At 70.2% G+C, this 18,263-nt stretch carries 18 protein-coding genes; 9 read left to right on the top strand and 9 right to left on the bottom strand.

Annotation, left to right across the window (positions count from 1 at the left end):
• Both ACFYE1_RS03260 and ACFYE1_RS03255 read left to right on the top strand, forming a co-directional pair.
• Window positions 1-650: transaldolase family protein (locus ACFYE1_RS03260; protein ID WP_387739897.1), on the top strand; the 650-nt coding region annotated here is incomplete at its 5' end.
• 66 nt (window positions 651-716) lie between these two features.
• Entirely contained in the window at window positions 717-920 is a 204-nt protein-coding gene (locus ACFYE1_RS03255; protein ID WP_387739895.1) for a hypothetical protein, read from the top strand.
• A gap of 3 nt (window positions 921-923) precedes the next feature.
• Here the strand turns inward: ACFYE1_RS03255 and ACFYE1_RS03250 are convergent, their stop codons facing one another.
• Window positions 924-1,838: a LysR family transcriptional regulator gene (locus ACFYE1_RS03250; RefSeq protein ID WP_387739893.1), complete on the bottom strand. Its 915-nt coding sequence runs from the start codon at window positions 1,836-1,838 to the stop codon at window positions 924-926.
• A gap of 178 nt (window positions 1,839-2,016) precedes the next feature.
• On the opposite strand from ACFYE1_RS03250, the gene ACFYE1_RS03245 reads away from it, so the two are divergent.
• The 3 genes from ACFYE1_RS03245 (at window position 2,017) to ACFYE1_RS03235 (ending at window position 6,080) form a co-directional block, all read left to right on the top strand.
• Window positions 2,017-3,414: an MFS transporter gene (locus ACFYE1_RS03245; protein WP_387739891.1), complete on the top strand. Its 1,398-nt coding sequence runs from the start codon at window positions 2,017-2,019 to the stop codon at window positions 3,412-3,414.
• Between the two features lie 157 nt (window positions 3,415-3,571).
• Window positions 3,572-4,492 (top strand): 3-hydroxyisobutyrate dehydrogenase, encoded by a 921-nt coding sequence (mmsB, locus tag ACFYE1_RS03240; RefSeq protein WP_387739888.1) that lies wholly within the window; start codon window positions 3,572-3,574, stop codon window positions 4,490-4,492.
• 28 nt (window positions 4,493-4,520) lie between these two features.
• Window positions 4,521-6,080, top strand: a complete 1,560-nt coding sequence (locus ACFYE1_RS03235; RefSeq protein WP_387739886.1) for a CoA-acylating methylmalonate-semialdehyde dehydrogenase — start codon at window positions 4,521-4,523, stop codon at window positions 6,078-6,080.
• Window positions 6,081-6,316: 236 nt separating this feature from the next.
• Here the strand turns inward: ACFYE1_RS03235 and ACFYE1_RS03230 are convergent, their stop codons facing one another.
• Both ACFYE1_RS03230 and ACFYE1_RS03225 read right to left on the bottom strand, forming a co-directional pair.
• Complete coding sequence (locus ACFYE1_RS03230) at window positions 6,317-6,511, bottom strand: CsbD family protein (protein ID WP_387739885.1); 195 nt, start codon at window positions 6,509-6,511, stop codon at window positions 6,317-6,319.
• Window positions 6,512-6,633: 122 nt separating this feature from the next.
• Window positions 6,634-7,185, bottom strand: coding sequence for a MarR family winged helix-turn-helix transcriptional regulator (locus ACFYE1_RS03225; RefSeq protein ID WP_387739883.1), 552 nt, complete (start codon window positions 7,183-7,185; stop codon window positions 6,634-6,636).
• 148 nt (window positions 7,186-7,333) lie between these two features.
• Between ACFYE1_RS03225 and ACFYE1_RS03220 the strand changes: the two genes are divergently transcribed.
• Window positions 7,334-7,987: a hypothetical protein gene (locus tag ACFYE1_RS03220; protein ID WP_387739881.1), complete on the top strand. Its 654-nt coding sequence runs from the start codon at window positions 7,334-7,336 to the stop codon at window positions 7,985-7,987.
• Window positions 7,988-8,090: 103 nt separating this feature from the next.
• Here the strand turns inward: ACFYE1_RS03220 and ACFYE1_RS03215 are convergent, their stop codons facing one another.
• From ACFYE1_RS03215 to ACFYE1_RS03200, 4 genes are all read right to left on the bottom strand, one after another.
• Complete coding sequence (locus tag ACFYE1_RS03215; protein WP_387739880.1) at window positions 8,091-9,602, bottom strand: aminobutyraldehyde dehydrogenase; 1,512 nt, start codon at window positions 9,600-9,602, stop codon at window positions 8,091-8,093.
• A 93-nt stretch (window positions 9,603-9,695) separates the two neighbouring features.
• Entirely contained in the window at window positions 9,696-10,595 is a 900-nt protein-coding gene (gene dapA, locus ACFYE1_RS03210) for a 4-hydroxy-tetrahydrodipicolinate synthase (RefSeq protein ID WP_387739879.1), read from the bottom strand.
• Between the two features lie 90 nt (window positions 10,596-10,685).
• Window positions 10,686-12,080, bottom strand: a complete 1,395-nt coding sequence (locus ACFYE1_RS03205; protein ID WP_387739878.1) for a flavin monoamine oxidase family protein — start codon at window positions 12,078-12,080, stop codon at window positions 10,686-10,688.
• Between the two features lie 405 nt (window positions 12,081-12,485).
• On the bottom strand, window positions 12,486-13,169 hold the full coding sequence (locus ACFYE1_RS03200) for a GntR family transcriptional regulator (protein ID WP_387739877.1): 684 nt from the start codon (window positions 13,167-13,169) through the stop codon (window positions 12,486-12,488).
• A 449-nt stretch (window positions 13,170-13,618) separates the two neighbouring features.
• On the opposite strand from ACFYE1_RS03200, the gene ACFYE1_RS03195 reads away from it, so the two are divergent.
• From ACFYE1_RS03195 to ACFYE1_RS03185, 3 genes are all read left to right on the top strand, one after another.
• A complete protein-coding gene (locus ACFYE1_RS03195; RefSeq protein ID WP_387739874.1) occupies window positions 13,619-15,076 on the top strand; it encodes an alanine/glycine:cation symporter family protein in 1,458 nt (485 codons plus the stop codon).
• A gap of 34 nt (window positions 15,077-15,110) precedes the next feature.
• Entirely contained in the window at window positions 15,111-15,554 is a 444-nt protein-coding gene (locus ACFYE1_RS03190) for a universal stress protein (RefSeq protein WP_387739872.1), read from the top strand.
• Between the two features lie 254 nt (window positions 15,555-15,808).
• Window positions 15,809-16,003 carry a hypothetical protein gene (locus tag ACFYE1_RS03185; RefSeq protein ID WP_387739870.1) on the top strand — a complete coding sequence of 65 codons (195 nt, stop codon included), beginning with the start codon at window positions 15,809-15,811 and terminating at the stop codon, window positions 16,001-16,003.
• Here ACFYE1_RS03185 and ACFYE1_RS03180 read toward each other — a convergent pair.
• Window positions 15,982-16,440, bottom strand: a complete 459-nt coding sequence (locus ACFYE1_RS03180) for a DoxX family protein (RefSeq protein ID WP_387739868.1) — start codon at window positions 16,438-16,440, stop codon at window positions 15,982-15,984. The two genes, ACFYE1_RS03185 and ACFYE1_RS03180, sit on opposite strands and share 22 nt — an antisense overlap.
• Window positions 16,441-17,052: 612 nt before the next feature.
• Window positions 17,053-17,937, bottom strand: a complete 885-nt coding sequence (locus tag ACFYE1_RS03175; protein WP_387739867.1) for a hypothetical protein — start codon at window positions 17,935-17,937, stop codon at window positions 17,053-17,055.
• Window positions 17,938-18,263 lie beyond the last annotated feature (326 nt).

Here is an 18,263-nt window from a genome sequence, read left to right as displayed (position 1 = left end):
CCACCATCGCCGAGGGGATCTCCGTCAACGTGACGCTGATCTTCTCCCTCGAGCGCTACCGCGCGGTCATCGATGCCTACCTCCTGGGCCTGGAACGGGCCTGGAAGAGGGGCAAGAACCTCTCCCACATCCACTCCGTGGCCTCCTTCTTCGTCTCCCGGGTGGACTCCGAGGTCGACCAGCGGCTGGACGCCATCGGCACCGACGAGGCCGAGAAGCTGAAGAGCCAGGCCGGGCTGGCCAACGCCCGGATGGCCTACCGCATCTGGCAGGAGACTCTGAGCACCCACCGCTGGCACCGTCTCGCCGCGGCCGGGGCGAACCCGCAGCGCCCGCTGTGGGCCTCCACCGGGGTGAAGGACCCGTCCCTGCCGGACACCCTGTACGTGACCGGTCTGGTGGCCCCGAACACCGTCAACACCATGCCGGAGAAGACCCTCGAGGCGACCTTCGACCACGCCGAGATCACAGGGGACACGATCACCGGCTCGTACTCCGAGTCCGTGGCGGTGCTCAACCGCTTGGTCGAGCTCGGCGTCCCCTACCAGGACGTCGTCGACAAGCTCGAGGCGGAGGGCCTGACCAAGTTCGAGGACTCCTGGGCGGAGCTGCTCGACACCGTCCGCACCGCCCTCGACAACGCCCGCTGATCCGCTCGTCCCGGACCGGCGCCACGGTCCGGGACACCACCACCCTGAAAGAGGTGTCCCGGGGCCATGAGCACTGTCGAGATGTCGGACCCCGGTCCGAGCCCCTGGTGCGTCGGGGACCGGGTCGAGTTCCGGCGTACGGGCTATCCCGTGGGCACCGGCGTCGTGGAGGACGTCGCACCGCAGGTCCACGTCGTGTGGGTCCGTGACGACACCGCCGGGGAGCGCATCATGCTCGACCTGGCCGAGTGCGAGATCCGGTCTCGCTGACGGTCAGTCCCTGCTCGTCGACGGAGCCGCGATCAGCTCCTCCTGCATGTCGGCCACGGCCGCGCGGATCGCGGTCATGACCGCCCGCACGGCCGGCCGGCGCAGCAGATCGGCGCGGGAGACCACCCAGTACTCCACGGGGAACCACAGCTCCTCGGGGAACAGCCGCACCAGGTCCCCGGCCCGCTCCGCGAGAAAGCAGGGCAGCAGCCCGACGCCCGCGCCCGCACGGGTGAGTTCCACGTGCACCACCGACGACGTCGCCCCCACGCCCTGGCGCATCCGCGGGAACCGCCGGCGCGGGATGTCCAGCTCCGCGACATCCTGCATGGAGTCGACGAAGTAGATGAGCGGGTGCTCCTGCACCTGGTCGGGGGTCCTGATGGGCGGATGGGCGGCGAGGTAGTCCCGCGCGGCGTAGACGCCCAGCGAGTAGTCGGCGAGGTGGAAGGCCTCCTTGCGCGAGACTTCCGGGCGCCCGACGACCACCTCCAGGTCGATGCCCACCGGGTTGGTCTGCGCCCGCCGGGCCGCGTTGATCATCTCCAGCCGCACCCCGGGGTGCTCCTCGATCAGCCGCCGCATGGCCGCGCCCATCACCACGCCGCCGAAGCCGTCCGGGGCCAGCGCCCGCACCACTCCGTTGATGCTGTTGCCGCGTCCGCCCGCGCCGAGCGGGAGGGATCCCAGCGCAGCCTCGATCTCCTCCCCGGCCGCCACGAACTTCCGGCCCAGCTCGCTGGGCTCCCACATCTCGCCGGTGCGCACGAGCAGCCGGGCCCCCACGGTCTTCTCGAGCGCGGCCATCCGCCGCGACACGGTCGTGTGACTGAGCCCGAGGTCCGCGGCGGCGCCGGCGTAGGAGCCGTGGCGGATGACCTCGAGCAGGAGGAGGAGGTCATCGGCACCGTGTGACAAGGGGAAACTCCTCCGGACAGCGGGACCAGACCGAGGAAGCACACACGACCGGGCGGTATGTGCATTTTTGCACAGGCGCCGCGAGCGCATGGTCATTGTGAAGGGCACCACATATCCGCACACTGGTGGCAAACCATGTGACTACAGTCACCGTTCACCCAGCAACAGGAGAACCCACATGAGCACTGAGGACAGGGTCGCCGCCTCGGCGGACCCGAACGACTCCCCCGAGAACCGGGGCGGGCTGAAGAAGGTCGTGGCGGCCTCGATGGCCGGCACGGTCGTGGAGTGGTACGAGTTCTTCCTCTTCGCCACCGCGTCCACCCTGGTCTTCGGCCAGCTGTTCTTCGTGGACACCGGCAACCCGCTGGACGGCATCCTCAAGGCGTTCCTGATCTACGCCGTCGGCTTCATCGCCCGCCCGCTGGGCGGCATCGTCTTCGGCCACTTCGGCGACAAGTACGGGCGCAAGCACCTGCTGCAGATCTCGATCGTCATGGTCGGCGCCGCCACCTTCCTGATGGGCTGCCTGCCCGGCTACGACCAGATCGGCTACTGGGCCGCGGCGATGCTCGTGGTCCTGCGCTTCGTGCAGGGCTTCGCCGTGGGCGGCGAGTGGGGCGGCGCGGTTCTCCTCGTGGCCGAGCACTCCCCCAACAAGGAGCGCGGCTTCTGGTCCAGCTGGCCACAGGCCGCCGTGCCGCTGGGCAATCTGCTGGCCACCATCGTGCTGCTGACCCTGTCCTTCACCCTCTCCGAGGAGGCCTTCCTCGCCTGGGGCTGGCGCGTGGGCTTCTGGCTGTCGATCGTCATCGTGGCCATCGGCTACTACATCCGCACCCACGTGACGGACGCCGCCATCTTCAAGGAGGCCCAGAAGGAGGTCGTGGAGCAGAAGAGCGCCGCGTACGGCGTGGGCGAGGTCTTCCGCCGCTACCCCCGCGGCGTCTTCGGCGCCATGGGCCTGCGGTTCGCGGAGAACATCCTCTACTACGTGGTGGTGACGTTCTCGATCACCTACCTGTCCACCCAGCGGGACGTGGACACCAGCCGGATCCTGCTCCTGCTCCTGATCGCCCACGTGATCCACGCGATCACCGTGCCGATCGTCGGCCGCTTCACCGACAAGGTGGGCCGCCGCCCGATGTACGCCGCGGGCGCGGTCCTGGGCATCGGCTGGGCGTTCATCGCCTTCCCGATGTTCGACACCGACAACAGCTTCATCATCCTCGCGGCGGTGACCCTGGGCCTGATGATCCACGCGCTCATGTACGCCGGGCAGCCGGCGATCATGGCCGAGATGTTCCCCACCCGGATGCGCTACTCGGGCGTCTCCCTGGGCTACCAGGTGACCTCGATCGTGGCCGGCTCGCTGGCCCCGATCATCGCGACCGCCCTGCTGCGCGAGTTCAACTCCTGGGTGCCGATCGCGATCTACATCAGCATCGCCTGCCTCATCACCCTCTTCGCGGTGGCGACGCTGCGCGAGACCAAGGGCATCTCCCTCCAGGATGTCGACGCCGAGGACCGGCGCCGGCTCTCGGAGGAGAAGGCCGCCCGGGACCGGACCTCCTGATTCCCGACCTCAGCACCCACCCGCGCCCAGCGGCGGACCGGTTCCCCGGTCCGCCGCTGGGCGCGCTGTGCATGACCCCCGCCTCTCGGCACCTCGCCGTTCGACACCTCGCAGTCCACGACCTCACAGTTCACGACCTTGCAGAAGGGACTCCCCGATGACCACCATCACCTGGATCGGCCTCGGCCACATGGGCAACCCGATGTCCACCAACCTCGCGAAAGCGGGCCACGACGTCCGCGGCCACGACGTCAGCGCCGACGCCATGGCGGCCGCCCGCGACAAGGGGGTGCAGACCTTCGACACGATGGAGGAGGCCCTGCAGGGCGCGGAGGTCGTGTTCACGATGCTCCCCAAGGGCGAGCACGCCCGGGCCGTCTACCTCGGGGACAGCGGCGTCATCGCGCTCGCCCCCCGGGACGCGCTGCTCATCGACAGCTCCACGATCGACGTGGAGACCGCCATGGACCTGCACAGGGCCGCGGCGGACGCTGGCTTCCGCTTCGTGGACGCGCCGGTCTCCGGCGGGATCAGCGGCGCGGCGGCAGCCACCCTGACCTTCATGGTCGGCGGGAAGCCCGACGTCGTGGAGACCGCGAGAACCTTCATCGAGCCGATGGCCCGCAAGATCGTGGCCACGGGCGAGGCCGGCACGGGCCAGGCCGCCAAGATCGTCAACAACATGATGCTGTTCATCTGCCTCGAGGCCTGCGCCGAGGGATCCGTGCTCGCCGACCGGCTGGGCCTGGACCCCCAGGTGTTCTGGGACATCGCCTCGGTGTCCTCCGGCAACTCCTGGGCGCTGCAGACCTGGTACCCCGTGCCCGGGATCGTGGACTCCGCCGCCGCCAACAACAACTTCGAGGCCACCTTCAGCGCCGCCCTCGCCGCCAAGGACGCCGGCCTGGCGCTCATGGCGGGCGACCAGACCGGCGTGCACCTGCCCGCCGCGAAGCTCGTGGCCGAGAAGCTCCAGCAGCTCGTCGACGAGGGACTCGGGGACAAGGACTGCTCCCTCATCGCCAAGTACGCAGCTCCGGACGAGAAGATCCCGGGCTGGGACCCGGACCGGGCCTGAGCGGCGACGGACCACACAGGAGGACACCATGCAGGACACCAAGCAGAGCGCTGAGCGCTCCGGACAGCAGCACGCCCAGCAGGGCGGCCAGGACCCCCGGACCACCGGCGCGGTCATCGAGCACTTCATCGACGGGAAGCGCCACGGCGGGTCCGGACGCACCGCGGACGTCTACAACCCCGCCACCGGGCAGGTGGCCAAGCAGGTGCTGCTGGCCTCCGCGGAGGAGGTCGCCACCGCCGTGGAGGCCGCCGAGCTGGCCCTGCCCGCCTGGCGGGCCACCGGGATGTCGAAGCGCTCGGCGATCATGTTCAAGGTCGAGAACATCATCCGGGAGCGCACCCCGGAGCTCGCCGCGATCATCACCGCCGAGCACGGCAAGGTCCTCTCGGACGCGGCCGGTGAGGTGGCCCGCGGGCTGGAGAACGTGCAGTTCTGCGCGGGGCTGATGCACCACATGAAGGGCGAGTTCCTCGAGCAGGCCGCCACTGGGGTCGACGTGCACCAGACCCGTCAGCCGGTCGGGGTGGTCGCGTGCATCACCCCGTTCAACTTTCCCGCCATGGTCCCGCTGTGGATGATCACCACGGCGATCGCCGCCGGCAACACCGTGATCCTCAAGCCTTCGGAGCGGGACCCCTCGGCGGCGGTGTGGATTGCCGAGGCCTTCGCCGAGGCCGGTCTGCCCCCGGGGGTGCTCAACGTGGTGCACGGGGACAAGGTGGCCGTGGACGAGCTGCTGACCAACCCGCTGGTCAAGGCCGTGTCCTTCGTGGGCTCCACCCCGATCGCCAAGTACATCTACGAGACCTCCGCGCAGTACGGCAAGCGCGTCCAGGCACTCGGCGGGGCGAAGAACCACATGGTGGTCATGCCTGACGCCGACCTGGACGGGGCCGCCGACGCCGCGATCTCGGCCGCCTACGGCTCCGCCGGGGAGCGCTGCATGGCGGTCTCGGTGCTCGTCACGGTCGGGGACGTGGCCGACCCGCTGATCGAGCGGCTCCAGGAAAGGATCGCGGACCTGACCATCGGCGACGGCGCCGACCCGGCCTCTCAGATGGGCCCGCTCATCACGAAGGCGGCTCTGGACCGGGTCAACGGATACGTGACGGGAGCGTCCGCGGAGGGGGCGACCGTCGTCGTCGACGGCACCGCCCAGGAGTTCGACGGCGAAGGGTTCTTCACCGGCGTCTCCTTGCTGGACCACGTCAAGCCCGGCATGAAGGCCTACGACGAGGAGATCTTCGGCCCGGTCCTGTCCGTGGTGCGGGTGGACACCTACGAGGAGGCCGTGCGGCTGATCAACACCAACCAGTTCGCCAACGGGGTGGCGGTGTTCACCCGCGACGGCAAGACCGCCCGGCAGTTCGAGTTCGAGATCGAGGTCGGCATGGTCGGGGTCAACGTCCCGATCCCGGTGCCGATCGGTGCGTTCTCCTTCGGCGGCTGGAAGAACTCCCTGTTCGGCGACACCCACATGTACGGCCCGGAGTCCTTCAACTTCTACACCCGCCGCAAGCTCGTCACCACGCGCTGGCCCGAGCCCTCGGAGTCCCAGATCAACCTGGGCTTCCCGACCCACTGACGGGTCCGCCGGAGTCCCCGGCACGACGACGCCGGTCCCCGCCGCCCGCACGGGACGCAGGGACCGGCGTCGTTCCCAGGCACGTTTACCGACTGGTAGGTTATCTGGCGGCGCCGGCGCACACACCGGTGCCGCAGAACGGCGGACCGTTCCCCTGCAGGCCGCCGACTGCACAGTGCGCCGCGGCGCAACGGTGCGCCCCCACCCTCTCCCGGGCCGGGGGCGCACTCGTCACCTCAGCTCCGCAGGCCGTCGCCGACGTTCCGGGCGGCGTCCTTCAGGTGCTCGCCGGCCTGCTTCGTGGTCCCGGCCGTCTTCTGCGCCTTGCCCTCGGCCTGCAGGTCGCGGTTGTCGGTGGCGCCACCGACCGCCTCCTTGGCCGAGCCGACCGCCTTGTCGGTCGCGTTGCGGATCTTGTCGTCGAGTCCCATGGGGATCTCCTTTCGTGCCCCGGCGTCCGGTGCCGGGGGTCTGGCGCCGGGGACCTCGTGCCGAGTGGTCCCGCGCGAGCGGCGACCTGTCGGTGCGGCGACCGGCGGGGTGGGTGCCCGGCTCAGGCGGCCCCGTGGCCCGGATGCCGGCAGTCCTCGACCCGCTCCTGGGGCTCGGTGTCGTCGGGGACCCCGACAGCTTCCGCCATCGCGCGCAGGAAGGCGGTCACAGTGGCGGCCTCCTCCGCGGTCAGCGAGCGGGCTGCTCGCATCATGCGCTCGTGCACGGCACCGAGGGTGGAGCGGACCTCGCAGTCGGCCTCGTCGGTGGCCACGATCACCAGCGCCCGCCGGTCCGTGGGGTGGGGTCGGCGCGCCACGTGACCGCTGCGGGACAGCCGGTCCAGCAGCGTGGTGGTCGAGGCCGAGGAGATGCCCAGCTTGCTCGCCAGGTCCCGCGGGCTCAGGGGGCTCCCGGCGCGGTCTGCCTCCAGCAGGTAGCGCAGGGCCAGCACGTCCCGCTCTCCCATGCCCATGGACTCGCGGGCCCGGAGGCGCATGGCCGTCTCGGCCGCGCGGTACGCCCGCATGGCCTCCAGGACCTGCAGCGCCGGCGGGCGCTTGCCCTCGGTGGCGTACCAGTAGCCGGAGGAGGTCTCGGGGTGCGCGTTCATGCCCACAGTGTAAGCGATCTATAAACAAGATGGCCTAGTAACTAGACAACCTAGGAATACTGCTGTTCGATGGGAACCGTGCGGTTTCCTCGGGGCCGCAGGCAGTCGCAGCGGAACGCAGCAGGGTACGCGTAGAAGAGGTTGAGGCATGAACCAGCAGCAGAACCCCACGGCCACCGGCCAGGAGCCCGGTCCCTCACTCTCCCGGACCGACCGGAACGATCCCGGGGCTGTCGCGGCCGCCCCCGTGCACTGCGGGCGGATCATACCGGTGCGCACCCTCGACTTCTCGGAGGTGCAGGACCGCGTCAACCATGCCGTGGCCCAGGCTGCGGTCGAAGGCCGGCGGGTGCACGCGTGCGAGTGCGGTTTCCTGCAGGAGACGCCGCTGCCCGAGGGCGCGGTGCCGGCGATCGTCCCCGACGGCGAGTCGATGCTGTTCCGCCCGTTCTTCACCCGGCGGATCCTGGCCGCGGCCGGACGGGTCGAGACCGCGGAGTGGTCCTTCGACCAGGCCCTTGCGGACGCCGGCCCCCTCGTCTCCTGGAACGCCCAGGAGCAGGCCCAGCGCCTCTGCGCCCTCGACGCCGATCTCGAGGCCGAGCGCTGGCGGCTGGACCAGGCCGTCGAGGCCCTGCGCGACGAGCTTCGCCTGGCCGTGCGCCACGGCGTGCCGATCAGTCTCCTGGCCCGCGAGACCGCGCTCGACGAGGCGGACGTGCAGGAGCTGCTGCGCCCGGCCGACGTTCCCGCGGGACTCCGCGGGAACGAGACAGGCCCCGCGCTCGCCGCGGCCTGCTGAGGCGGCGCACGGCCCTGTCGGCACGTGCCGCAGGTCGATCAGGAGCCCGCCCGTCGTCGACGACGGGCGGGCTCCTGATCGAGCTGCAGCCGGTGGGTGCGGTCTAGCGCCCCGTGTGGTGCATGACGTGCTTCGTCCGCGAGTAGTCGTCCAGGGCGTAGGCGGACAGGTCGCGACCGTAACCGGAGCCCTTGAAACCGCCCCAGGGCATCTCGGTGGCCAGCACCAGGTGCGAGTTGACCCAGACGGTCCCCGCGTCCAGGCGCGAGGCGATGGCGTGACTGCGCTGGGCGTTGAGCGTCCACACCGAGGCGGACAGGCCGAACGGCACCTCGTTGGCCCGGCGGATCGCGTCGTCCTCGGTGGAGAACGTCTCCACGGTGACCACGGGCCCGAAGATCTCCTCCAGGGTGCAGGCCGCACCTTCCGGAACGTCCACCAGCACCGTCGGAGCCACGAAATAGCCCGGGCCGTCCAGGGCACCGCCGCCGACCGCAGCCTTCGCCCCGGCCTCCTGGGCGCGTTCGAGGTGGCCCAGGACCCGGTCGAAGTGGCCCTTCGAGATCATCGGGCCGATCTCGACGTCGGTGCCGGCGGCGGGCTCGCCGACCACCAGGGTGCTCACCTGCTCCACCAGCAGTTGGGCGAACCGCTCGGCGACGGACTCGTGGATGATCACCCGGCAGCCCGCGCCGCACTCCTGCCCGGAGTTCCAGTACCCGGCTGTGCGCAGGGACTCCGCGGCCGCCTCCAGGTCCGCGTCCTCGAAGATCACCACCGGGGCCTTGCCGCCGAGCTCCAGGTGGACGCGCTTGAGCGACTCCGCCGCGGCCCGGGCCACCGAGCGCCCGCTGCCGACCGATCCGGTCAAGGCGATCATGTCCACCTCGGGGTGCTCCGACAGGCGCGCCCCGATCACCGACCCGGGGCCGGTCACGACGTTGAACACCCCGGCCGGCAGCAGGTCCGCGACCAGTTCCGCGAACTTCAAGGTGGTCAGCGGGGTCTGCTCGGACGGCTTGAGCACCACCGTGTTGCCCGCGGCCAGGATGGGGGCGATCTTCCACACGACCATCAGCAGGGGGTAGTTCCAGGGTGTCACGACGCCCACGACGCCGAGGGGCTCGCGCAGGATGACCGACAGGTGGTCCTCGGCGTACTCCCCGGCGGCCAGGGAGGTCGTCGCCCGCACCGCCCCGGCCATGAACCGGAACGAGTCGATGGACATGGCGACGTCGTCCTCGGCCACCATCATGGGCTTGCCGGTGTTCAGCGCCTCGAGCCGGGCCAGCAGGTCCGCGTTCTCGGCCAGCCGGTCGGCGATGGCCAGCAGGACCTCCGCCCGGTGCTTCGGAGTGGTGCGTCCCCACGTCTGGCGGGCCTCCACCGCGGCGCGCACCGCGGCGTCGGTGTCGGCCACGGTGCCCTGGGGGACCTCGCAGATGGCGTTCTCGGTGCAGGGATCCACGACCGTCATCGAGTCGTTGTCGGTCCCTGCCCGGAACTGCCCGGCGATGAAGTGCTCACGGGGCGGCAGCTCCTCCGGTGCGACGAGAGGCGAGGAGTCGGAGGCCCGTCGGACGGTGCCCGAGGTGGTCGTTGCCGGTGAGGTCATGATCGGTCACTCCTGATGGTTGGTGGTGAAACGTGGATGGTCGCGGCCGGATGCGGGGACCGACGTCGCGTGCCCGCCGGTCCCCGGAGCCGCTCAGACGGAGGCGGACTCCAGCTGCAGCTCGGCGACGAGCTTCTCGAGCCGGGCCAGGGACGCAGGATCCAGGTCCGCGGTGGGCCGGCGCGGGGTGCCGATGGGGTGGCCGAGCAGGCCCAGGGCGGCCTTGATCGCCGGCACGAAGGCCGTGGAGAGCAGCAGGTCGATCAGCGGGTAGATGCGGTCCCACTCGGCCCGCGCCTTGGCGAAGTCCCCGGCGGCGACGGCCTGGTGGACGGCGACGATCTCCCGCGGGGCGACGTTGGCCGCCCCGGCCATCACCCCGGCCGCGCCCTCGGTCAGGGCGGCCAGAATCAGCGCGTCCCATCCGATGATGGTGGAGATGTGCTCGGCGTGGTGGTGGATCAGCTGGTTGGCCTGCTCCATGTTGCCGCTGGAGTCCTTGATGTAGCGGATGTTCTCCACCTCGCGGGCCAGCACTCCCACGGTCTCGTGGTCGAGGTTGACCCCGGTGGCGGCGGGGATGTTGTAGAGCATCACCGGCACCTCCACGGCCTCGGCCACGGTGCGGATGTAGTCGGTGGTCTCGGCCAGCGAGAGCGGCTCGTAGTACGGGGTGACCAGCATGAGCACGTCGGCCCCGCACTCCTGGGCGTGGCGGGAGGTGCGGATGGCTTCGGCCGTGCTGGTCGCCCCGGTCTGGGCCACGACCGGCACCCGGCCGGCGGTGTGCTCCACGACCGTCTCCACCACCAGACGTCGCTCGTCGGTGCTGAGGGCGGCGAACTCCCCGGTGGAGCCGCAGGCCACGACCCCGTCCACACCACCGTCGATGGAACGGTCCACGAGGAAGCGCAGCTGCGCCTCGTCGATCCGGCCGTCGGCGGTGAAGGGGGTGGCGAGGGCGGTGAGCACACCGCTGAGCTGTGCGGACATGAGTTTTCCTGTCTGTTGCTGATGGGAGACGTGTGTCGAGGGGATCGGACTGGACGGAAGGACGGGGTGCGGGGCGACGGGGAGGATCCGTCACACGAGGGTGGGGAGGCTCGGCACGCGGTGGCTGCGGCGGGTCTGCTGCTCGGTCGCCAGCAGGCTCATGGCCTCCTGCGCCGCCGAGAACCCGGTGGTGATCGCGCTCTCGGTGTAGAGAGTTCCGAGGTAGTCGCCCGCCAGGAACACGCGGTCCGTCCCTCGCATGAGCGTGGCCTGCAGCTTGGCCCGGCCGGGGAAGCTGTAGGGCGAAGCCTTCGTCCAACGATCCGTCTCGGCTTCGACGACGCTGCCGGCGAACCCGTGACCCAGTACCTGGTCCAGATCGGCGAGGTGGGTCCGGACGACCTCCTCGTCGCTCTTGTCCAGCAGCGCGCGTCCCAGGCCGGCCGGCGAGAACGTCATGAAGCTGCCGCCGGGCTTCCGCACGGACTCGGCACCGCGGACGATGCTCGCCTGGTTCAGGGCGATCGCGAACGAGTGCTTCGGTGCCGCAATGGCGTAGATGTCGTCCCACGGCCGTGCCGAGGTCTCGTCGGTCAGGAAGGCCGTGCTGACGTGCGGGCCGTACTTGATCTGGTGGAGCGCACCACGCAGGTCCTCCGGCAGGTCCACGCCGATCCGGTGGGACACATCGGCGGTGGTCGCCAGCACCACGGTGCGGGCCTCGACCTCGCGGTCCACACCGTCCTGGCGGTAGCGGACGACGACGGAGTCCTTCCGGTGCACCACCTCCTGGACCGAGGCTCCGAGCTGGATCCGGTCGCCCTGCGAGGCCGCGATCGATCCGGTCAGCGTGGACGGGCCGCCGACGATCCCGCGGTTGAGCCCCTGGCCGATGCCCAAGACCAGGCTGAAGTACCCGATGCCGGCGCCGGCGGAGATCTCGTCCATGTCACCCGCGGAGCGGGTGACCGTGGTCTGGAACAGTGCGGCCGCGTCCTCCGTCAGGTTCCCCATGTAGTCGAGGAAGGATCTGTCGTTCTCGAAGTCGTAGATGCGCTGCTGCCGCATGGCACCGGACTCCCCCGCGCGCTTGCGCACGACGCCCGTGTACTTGGCGACACCGCTGACGACCTTCATCCCGGCCCGCACCGTGTCGACGCGGGACGACAGGGACATCGGGATGCGCAACGGGTAGGTGGCGATGTGCCCCTTGCGGAGGAACGTCCCGTTCATGGACAGGGCCTTGAGCGAACCGGGGATCTCGACGGCCGTCACGCCCACTTCACCGAGCAGGGCATCGGTGGACGACCCGGGGCCGGCGAAGACGTGTCCGCCCCAGTTCAACCAGTAGGCACCCCGGCGTTCCGAGCGGATCCGCCCCCCGACGCGGTCCTCGGACTCCAGCACCACGGTGTCCCAGTGCCGCAGGCGCCAGGCGGCGGAGAGACCGGCCAGGCCGGCGCCTACGATGACTGCGTCTTTCATGGTTCTCCCTTTCGATGGGTCCGTCGGGACGGAGACCGTGACCTGTGCGGTCGCGAGGACCTGGGATGTGGTGGGCGGTGGCGGGGGAAACAGCGGGGGGCGGGCTCGTCCCCGCCGTTCGGCCTCCGCCGGCACGGGAAGCGCGGGGCGGGGGTCGGAGCGGCAGTTCGCCCCTCGGCTGCGCTGTGCGAGACGGGGCCCCTGGGATGTGGTGCCGATCTCCTCAAACCATAGAATGTGATCACACATCACACAAGAGGAAAACGGAGATGCACCGCCCCGCACGTCAGTGCGGGCGTGGAGGCCCACCTGCGGAGCCCTGCAGCTGATGCCCGCGGCGTCGATGATGAGGACCCGCACCGGGAAGCGCTCCCTCGGTGCGGGTCCTCCGCCCTCATGTCGCACTCAGAGCACGGACACCTGGTCGGGAAGAGCTCGGCGGATGCGCTCGGTCGCGCTGAGCACGGACTCGTCGCTGATCCGTGCGGCCGCCGCGGCATCGTGGCTCGCCACAGCCTCGATCAGGCGCTCCTGGAACATCGAGAGAACGGCAGGATCACCGGAGTCCAAGGTGTTGCGCGCGCCGACGATCTTGTACGGCCGGCAGCGGCGCCACAGCGTGCGGACCATCTCCAGCAGGACGGGATTGCCGGAGGCTGCGTACAGGATGCTGAGCAGCTGCTCGTCATGGTCCAGGAGGTCGGCCACGCGGTGCTCCTCGAGTGCCCGGAGCATGGCCCCGTACTGCTGACGCATCTGGTCCACCTCGCGCCGGGACACGCAGGCCGCTCCCAGCAGCGCCGCCTGCACCTCGAGCAGCCGGCGCACGTCGTAGACGTGCAGCAGCTCGTCCCGGGTCAGGCCTTTGACCACGGCCCCCTTGTAGGGCACCTTCTCGGCCAGGCCAGCCTCTTCGAGCCGCCTGATGGCCTCGCGCACGGGCATGACGCTGGTGCCCAGATCGGCGGCGAGATCGCGGATCAGCAACCGGTGACCGGCGGGCAGGTCCCCGTTCATGATCCCGTCATGGATCGCCTCGAACACCTGATCCGCCACCAGGATGCTGGGCTCGAGCTTGTGCAACGACATGGACCTCATTCTAGGACGCGCCCCACGGCCACGTTCCCGGAGGCCGGGGTCGGTGGGTCGAGGCGCTCAGCTCCTTCCCTCCCCGCGAGGAGAACCGTCACGACCAGTTCACATCCACCTCTTGTCTGATCTGTGATCACAAATTACAGTCAGCTGTGGTGACGAAGGCCACACTCACAGGCTCATCCGTCGTGGTGCACCCACCGACCATCTGACATCCGTCCTCGAGGCCGCCTCGGCCGACTGCCGGACGACAACCCACCCTCGTCGCCTTTTCTGGTGGATTGGCCGGCCATCCGCCAGCAGCCGGTGGCCAGGACGTCTTGCCGGTTTTTCATTGGACCCGGACCTCCCCGGAGGTCAGGATGGCTCCACCGGCCCACGGCTCGTGCCGCGGGCCATCGTCCACCCATCGGATTCCCGCTCACACACTCTCCGAGGAGTCAGCCATGGTTGATCAAATTTACGCGATCGGCGACAGGTTGTGGCTGATCATGCTCTTCATGGCCATGCCGATCGGGGTGTACCTGACGGTGCGCACCCGTTTCCTCCAGATCCGGCTGTTCAAGGACATGATCACGCAGCTCAAAGGAGACGGCAAAGACCACGAGGGGGGCCTGACGCCGTTCCAGGCGCTGTCCCTGACGATCGGCAACCGCGTCGGTGTCGGCAACATTGCCGGCGTCGCGACCGCCATCGGCTTCGGCGGGCCCGGTGCGCTCTTCTGGATGGGAGTGATGGCCTTCTTCGGCGGTGCGACGGCGTTCGTCGAGTCGACCCTCGCGCAGATCTACAAGGAGCGGATCGACGGTGAGCTGCAGGGCGGTGTCCCCTACTACCTCGCGAAAATCACCCAGAAGCGCTGGCTCGGCATGGTCGCCGCCGTGATCGCACTCATCCTCTACACCCTGCTGGCCCCGGGCGTCCAAGCCACCAACATCGGTGTCGCCGCGGAGTTCGGGCTGGGTGTGCCGACCTGGGTGACGGGGCTCGTCATCACCGCCACCCTCGGCCTCATCATCTGGGGTGGGCGCCGACGCATCCTCAAGTTCGTCAATGTCGCCGTCCCGATCATGGCCCTGGGCTACCTGCTCATGACCCTGCTCGTGCTGATCATCAACATCACCCAGGTGCCGGCAGCCATCGTCCTGATCTTCAGCAGCGCCTTCGGCGCCGACTCCGTCTACGGTGGAATCATCGGAGCGGCGATCGCCTGGGGCGTGCGCCGGGCCCTGTTCTCCAACGTCGCGGGCGTGGGTGAGGGCACGTACGCCGCGGGCGCCGCCGATGTGTCCCACCCGGCCAAGCAGGGGCTGGTGCAGGCGTTCTCCATCTACATCGACACCCTGACGATCTGCATGGCGACCGGCCTGATGCTCGTGGTGACAGGCAGGTACAACGTGGTCACCACGGACGGCACCGAGATCTCGACCAACCTGCCGGGCGTCGCCGCCGGCCCCAACTTCACCCAGGCAGCCATCGAGACGGTGTGGGAGCCTGCCGGTGGTCCGTTCATCGCCATCGCGATCGCACTGTTCGCGCTCACCACCATCGTCGCCTTCTACTTCATCGCCGAGGCCAACCTGGCCTACCTCGTCGGGCACCGGAATCCCGTCCTCGTGCGGATCCTCGAAGTCGCCATCCTCGCCGTGACCTTCTACAGCACGATCTCGGACGCAGGCCTGGTGTGGGCGACCGCCGACATCGGCTACGGTGCGCTGGGACTGCTCAACTTCACCGCGCTGATCTTCGTGTCCGGGATCGCCATCAAGACGCTCAAGGACTACGACCAGCAGCGCAACGCCGGTCTCGACCCTGTGTTCGACCCGACCAAACTGGGCATCAAGCATGCCAACTTCTGGGAGGACCTGAACGCCGAGGCCAGGGCCGGGCGAGCCCACAACTGACGTCACCGCTCCTACAACCAACGAAAGGCTCTCCATGACTGAGCTGATCCTCGTCGGCACGGATGGGTCCGAGACCGCAACCCTTGCCGTGGCCGAAGCGGCCGACCTGGCCGCGAACCTGGGCGCCAAACTGCTGATCCTCACGGCGTTCGCCAACGGCGCCGACACGAAGCTGGGGGAACAAGCGCACAACGTGCCCGCGCCGAAGTCCTGGCGCTCCGCCCGCCGGACCGAGGCCGAAGAGGTTCTCGCCGAGGCCGTGGACTCGCTCGGTCGGACCGACCTCTCCGTGGAGACCGTGGCTCAGGAAGGTGACGCGGCAGAAGCCATCATCAGGGTCGCCGAGAAGCGCAACGCCGACATCGTCGTGGTCGGCAACAAGGGCATGACGGGGATCAAACGATTCCTGCTCGGCTCCGTGCCGAGCAGGGTTGCTCATCACGCTCCGTGCTCGGTGTTCATCGTCCGCACCACCTGACCGGCGGCCGAGGCGCCGAGCGGCACCGGGCAGCCGATGCCCGTTCCGCCTGTGCCGCGAGGTCAGCGATGCGAAGTCTCTGATCTCGCGGCACAGCCGACTCGGCAGTGGTGGAGTCGCAGACGACGTCGTGGGGTCCGGCCAGCCGTCGGCAGGCGCCCATGGCCGGGCTGCAGCCCGTGCTCCTCACCCTCCCGGCCGACTCGCCGGTCGGCCGGCGAATACCATGGAGGCACCCGACCGTAAGGACGCCCGTGAAGTCGATCGTCGCGAGCCTGCTCGTCCTGGCCCTGGTGCTGACCTCCGCGGGGGTGCTGCTGACCTCCGTGAACGCCCAGGAGTGGTTGCCCGTCGTGGTGCTCGCGGCCCTCGCCTATCTCGGCACGTTCACCCTGTACCGGCGGGTCCGGGACCGCTACGCCGAGCGCTACGCCGACCGCCGGGACTGACCCCGGCAGGGGCGGCGCCACGCCCGCCACGCCCCCGTGGACCACAGCGCCCACAGCACGAGCAGCGGCTGGAACAGCAGCCGCACGGCCCGGGCACGGTCGGTGTCCAGGCCGAAGGCGTCGGTGCGCGTGAGGTACTGCGAGACGTTGCCCGGGAACACGGCCACGAAGAACGCCGTGGCGAGCCACCCGAGCAGCACCCGCCGCCGGGGCAGGACCACCAGCGCGGCGCCGAGGACGATCTCGACCACCCCGGACCCGAGCACCACGGCGTCGTCGGGCACGGGCAGCCACTCGGGCACCTGGGCCGTGAACTCCTGACGCGCCACCGTGAGGTGGCTGATCCCGGCGCCGAGCAGGGAGAGCCCGAGGAGCACCCGGGCGAGCGTGCGCGGCAGGGAGGTGGCGGTGGCCTCCGCCCGGGCGGACGATGTCATGCCCGCAGGTTAACAGTCCGGGGTCAGGGGCGGTCGAAGTCGGCCTTGCGGATCAGCCCGTGCACCCCCACGGTGCGGTCCACCGCCTGGGAGATGGCGAAGTCCGCGGCGGCCGCCTCCCGAGTGCTGGGCCGCCGTCGGCACGGCCGCTGACGCCGCCCCCGGGCCCGTGCCGGCGACCGTGCCGACGGCGGCCACGACGGCGGCCGCGCGGAAGAAGGTGCGCCGCCCCAGACCCCGCTGGAGGTCGTCGACGGCGCGGCGGGCGAAGTGCTCACTCATGGGTGTCCCCCGAGGTCAGGGGCAGTTTTCGCGGAGGCCTCCGACCCCAGGAAGACGGTGTTTCGGGTTCGGGATTCCCGTGTTCCCGTGCCGTGACGGCGTGCGCCGACGGCAGGAGCGGGGGATTGGACAGGTCACCGGGCGCCCCGGCCGTGGTGCTACCGGCGGCGACAGCCCGACCTCGTTGTCGGGACCGCGCACGGACGCCCGCGTGACCTGCGTCACCCACAGTAGGGGGTTACCGGTGGGTCCTGCGTCTCTCATGCGAAATATGACGGTTACGAAAGCACATCGATCGCACAGGGTGGGGGCCCGATCCGAGGAGGTCGCTCAGCGGAAGTCGGACTTGCGGATCCGGCCGTGGGCACCCGCGGAGCTGTCCTCCATCCGGGTGACGGCGAACTCCGCGGCGCTCGAGAGATAGGCGTGGGCGATGGGCCGGTCCATGCCGCGGTCCCGCGCCAGGAAGTCCACCCCGGCCCGCACGGCCCGCTGCATGGCCGCGGTCAGGCAGAACGTCCGCTCGTCGGCGTCCTCCGTCTCCGAGCGCCCGACGACGATCCAGTGCTCGTCGGTCTCGGCGAACGGCTGCCGGTGCGCCACGGCGGGCACGTCCTGGGCACCGGTCCGGCACACGGTCACCCGGAAGGTGCCGCGCAGGGGCTGTCCGGCTGCCCCCAGAGCCTTGTGGAGCTCCCGGGGGCAGAAGACGGCCCCGTCCGCACGGACCGGCAAGTAGGCGGTGCACCCGGTCTCGAGGGGCCCGTCGGACGCATCGGGGCCCACGACGTGGAGCACCTCGACCTTGAGCGCGTCGCCGGACCGGGCGGCCGGCAGGAGCACCGGGCCGGTGACCACGTGCGGGCCGAGCCCGTCGAGGGCGGGGATGTCGACAGCGGGTGCGCCGGGCTGCTGCCCTGCCCGCTGCTCTTCCGTGCGTGCCGCATGGGCCTCGGTGCGGGGCGCCGGACGCTCCGCCTGGCCGGAGTCTGCGTCGGGCTGCGGGCGCTGGAAACCCGGCACGCCCAGGCCGGACGAAGGATGGGCGGCCCGCGCGGCCGCGGCACGGGCCCGCGCGTCGTCGGCCGGGTCGGGCTCGGGGGGAACGGGCTCGGTGCGCGCGGGCTCGACGGCGGTGCCGCCCACCACCCGGAGGACCGGCCGCCGGGCGTGCGGCACCCCGGGCGCGGATCCTGGTCCGGCGTGCTCGGTCATGGGCTGCTCCTTGGGGGCGGGGCGAGCGGTACTGCTCCGACTGTAGGAAGTGCGTGTTACTGCATCGGGCACGTCGTGTTTCCGGAGCATGACGATCCTCATAACGAGACGAAGCATGCCACGGACGGGCGGGCAAGCCACACAAATGACAATTGCGACGAAACGGCTCCCGCGCTGCTCCTCGCGCACGCCCTCGTCCGGGCTGCCGGCGCTCCGTGGGACCGGAGCGGCGGCGAGCTCCACCGGGGCGGCCCACCGGGCCCCTTCCGGCGCCGGCCGAGCTGACGAAGATCACACCGCGAGGCATGGGAGACCGGGGCGGATCC

The sequence above is a fragment of the Kocuria nitroreducens genome (genome assembly GCF_042879195.1).
GTDB classification, from domain to species: Bacteria; Actinomycetota; Actinomycetes; order Actinomycetales; family Micrococcaceae; genus Kocuria; species Kocuria nitroreducens.
This window is presented reverse-complemented; position numbering and strand designations above follow the sequence as displayed.

Excerpts from the sequence above, each read along its gene's own strand:
- ACFYE1_RS03205 (WP_387739878.1), bottom strand. The coding sequence starts at position 12,080 with ATGAAAGACGCAGTCATCGTAGGCGCCGGCCTGGCCGGTCTCTCCGCC.
- ACFYE1_RS03225 (WP_387739883.1), bottom strand. The coding sequence starts at position 7,185 with ATGAACGCGCACCCCGAGACCTCCTCCGGCTACTGGTACGCCACCGAG.
- ACFYE1_RS03235 (WP_387739886.1), top strand. The coding sequence starts at position 4,521 with ATGCAGGACACCAAGCAGAGCGCTGAGCGCTCCGGACAGCAGCACGCC.
- ACFYE1_RS03200 (WP_387739877.1), bottom strand. The coding sequence starts at position 13,169 with ATGTCGTTGCACAAGCTCGAGCCCAGCATCCTGGTGGCGGATCAGGTG.
- dapA (WP_387739879.1), bottom strand. The coding sequence starts at position 10,595 with ATGTCCGCACAGCTCAGCGGTGTGCTCACCGCCCTCGCCACCCCCTTC.
- ACFYE1_RS03195 (WP_387739874.1), top strand. The coding sequence starts at position 13,619 with ATGGTTGATCAAATTTACGCGATCGGCGACAGGTTGTGGCTGATCATG.
- ACFYE1_RS03215 (WP_387739880.1), bottom strand. The coding sequence starts at position 9,602 with ATGACCTCACCGGCAACGACCACCTCGGGCACCGTCCGACGGGCCTCC.
- ACFYE1_RS03175 (WP_387739867.1), bottom strand. The coding sequence starts at position 17,937 with ATGACCGAGCACGCCGGACCAGGATCCGCGCCCGGGGTGCCGCACGCC.
- mmsB (WP_387739888.1), top strand. The coding sequence starts at position 3,572 with ATGACCACCATCACCTGGATCGGCCTCGGCCACATGGGCAACCCGATG.
- ACFYE1_RS03180 (WP_387739868.1), bottom strand. The coding sequence starts at position 16,440 with ATGACATCGTCCGCCCGGGCGGAGGCCACCGCCACCTCCCTGCCGCGC.
- ACFYE1_RS03190 (WP_387739872.1), top strand. The coding sequence starts at position 15,111 with ATGACTGAGCTGATCCTCGTCGGCACGGATGGGTCCGAGACCGCAACC.
- ACFYE1_RS03245 (WP_387739891.1), top strand. The coding sequence starts at position 2,017 with ATGAGCACTGAGGACAGGGTCGCCGCCTCGGCGGACCCGAACGACTCC.
- ACFYE1_RS03220 (WP_387739881.1), top strand. The coding sequence starts at position 7,334 with ATGAACCAGCAGCAGAACCCCACGGCCACCGGCCAGGAGCCCGGTCCC.
- ACFYE1_RS03230 (WP_387739885.1), bottom strand. The coding sequence starts at position 6,511 with ATGGGACTCGACGACAAGATCCGCAACGCGACCGACAAGGCGGTCGGC.
- ACFYE1_RS03255 (WP_387739895.1), top strand. The coding sequence starts at position 717 with ATGAGCACTGTCGAGATGTCGGACCCCGGTCCGAGCCCCTGGTGCGTC.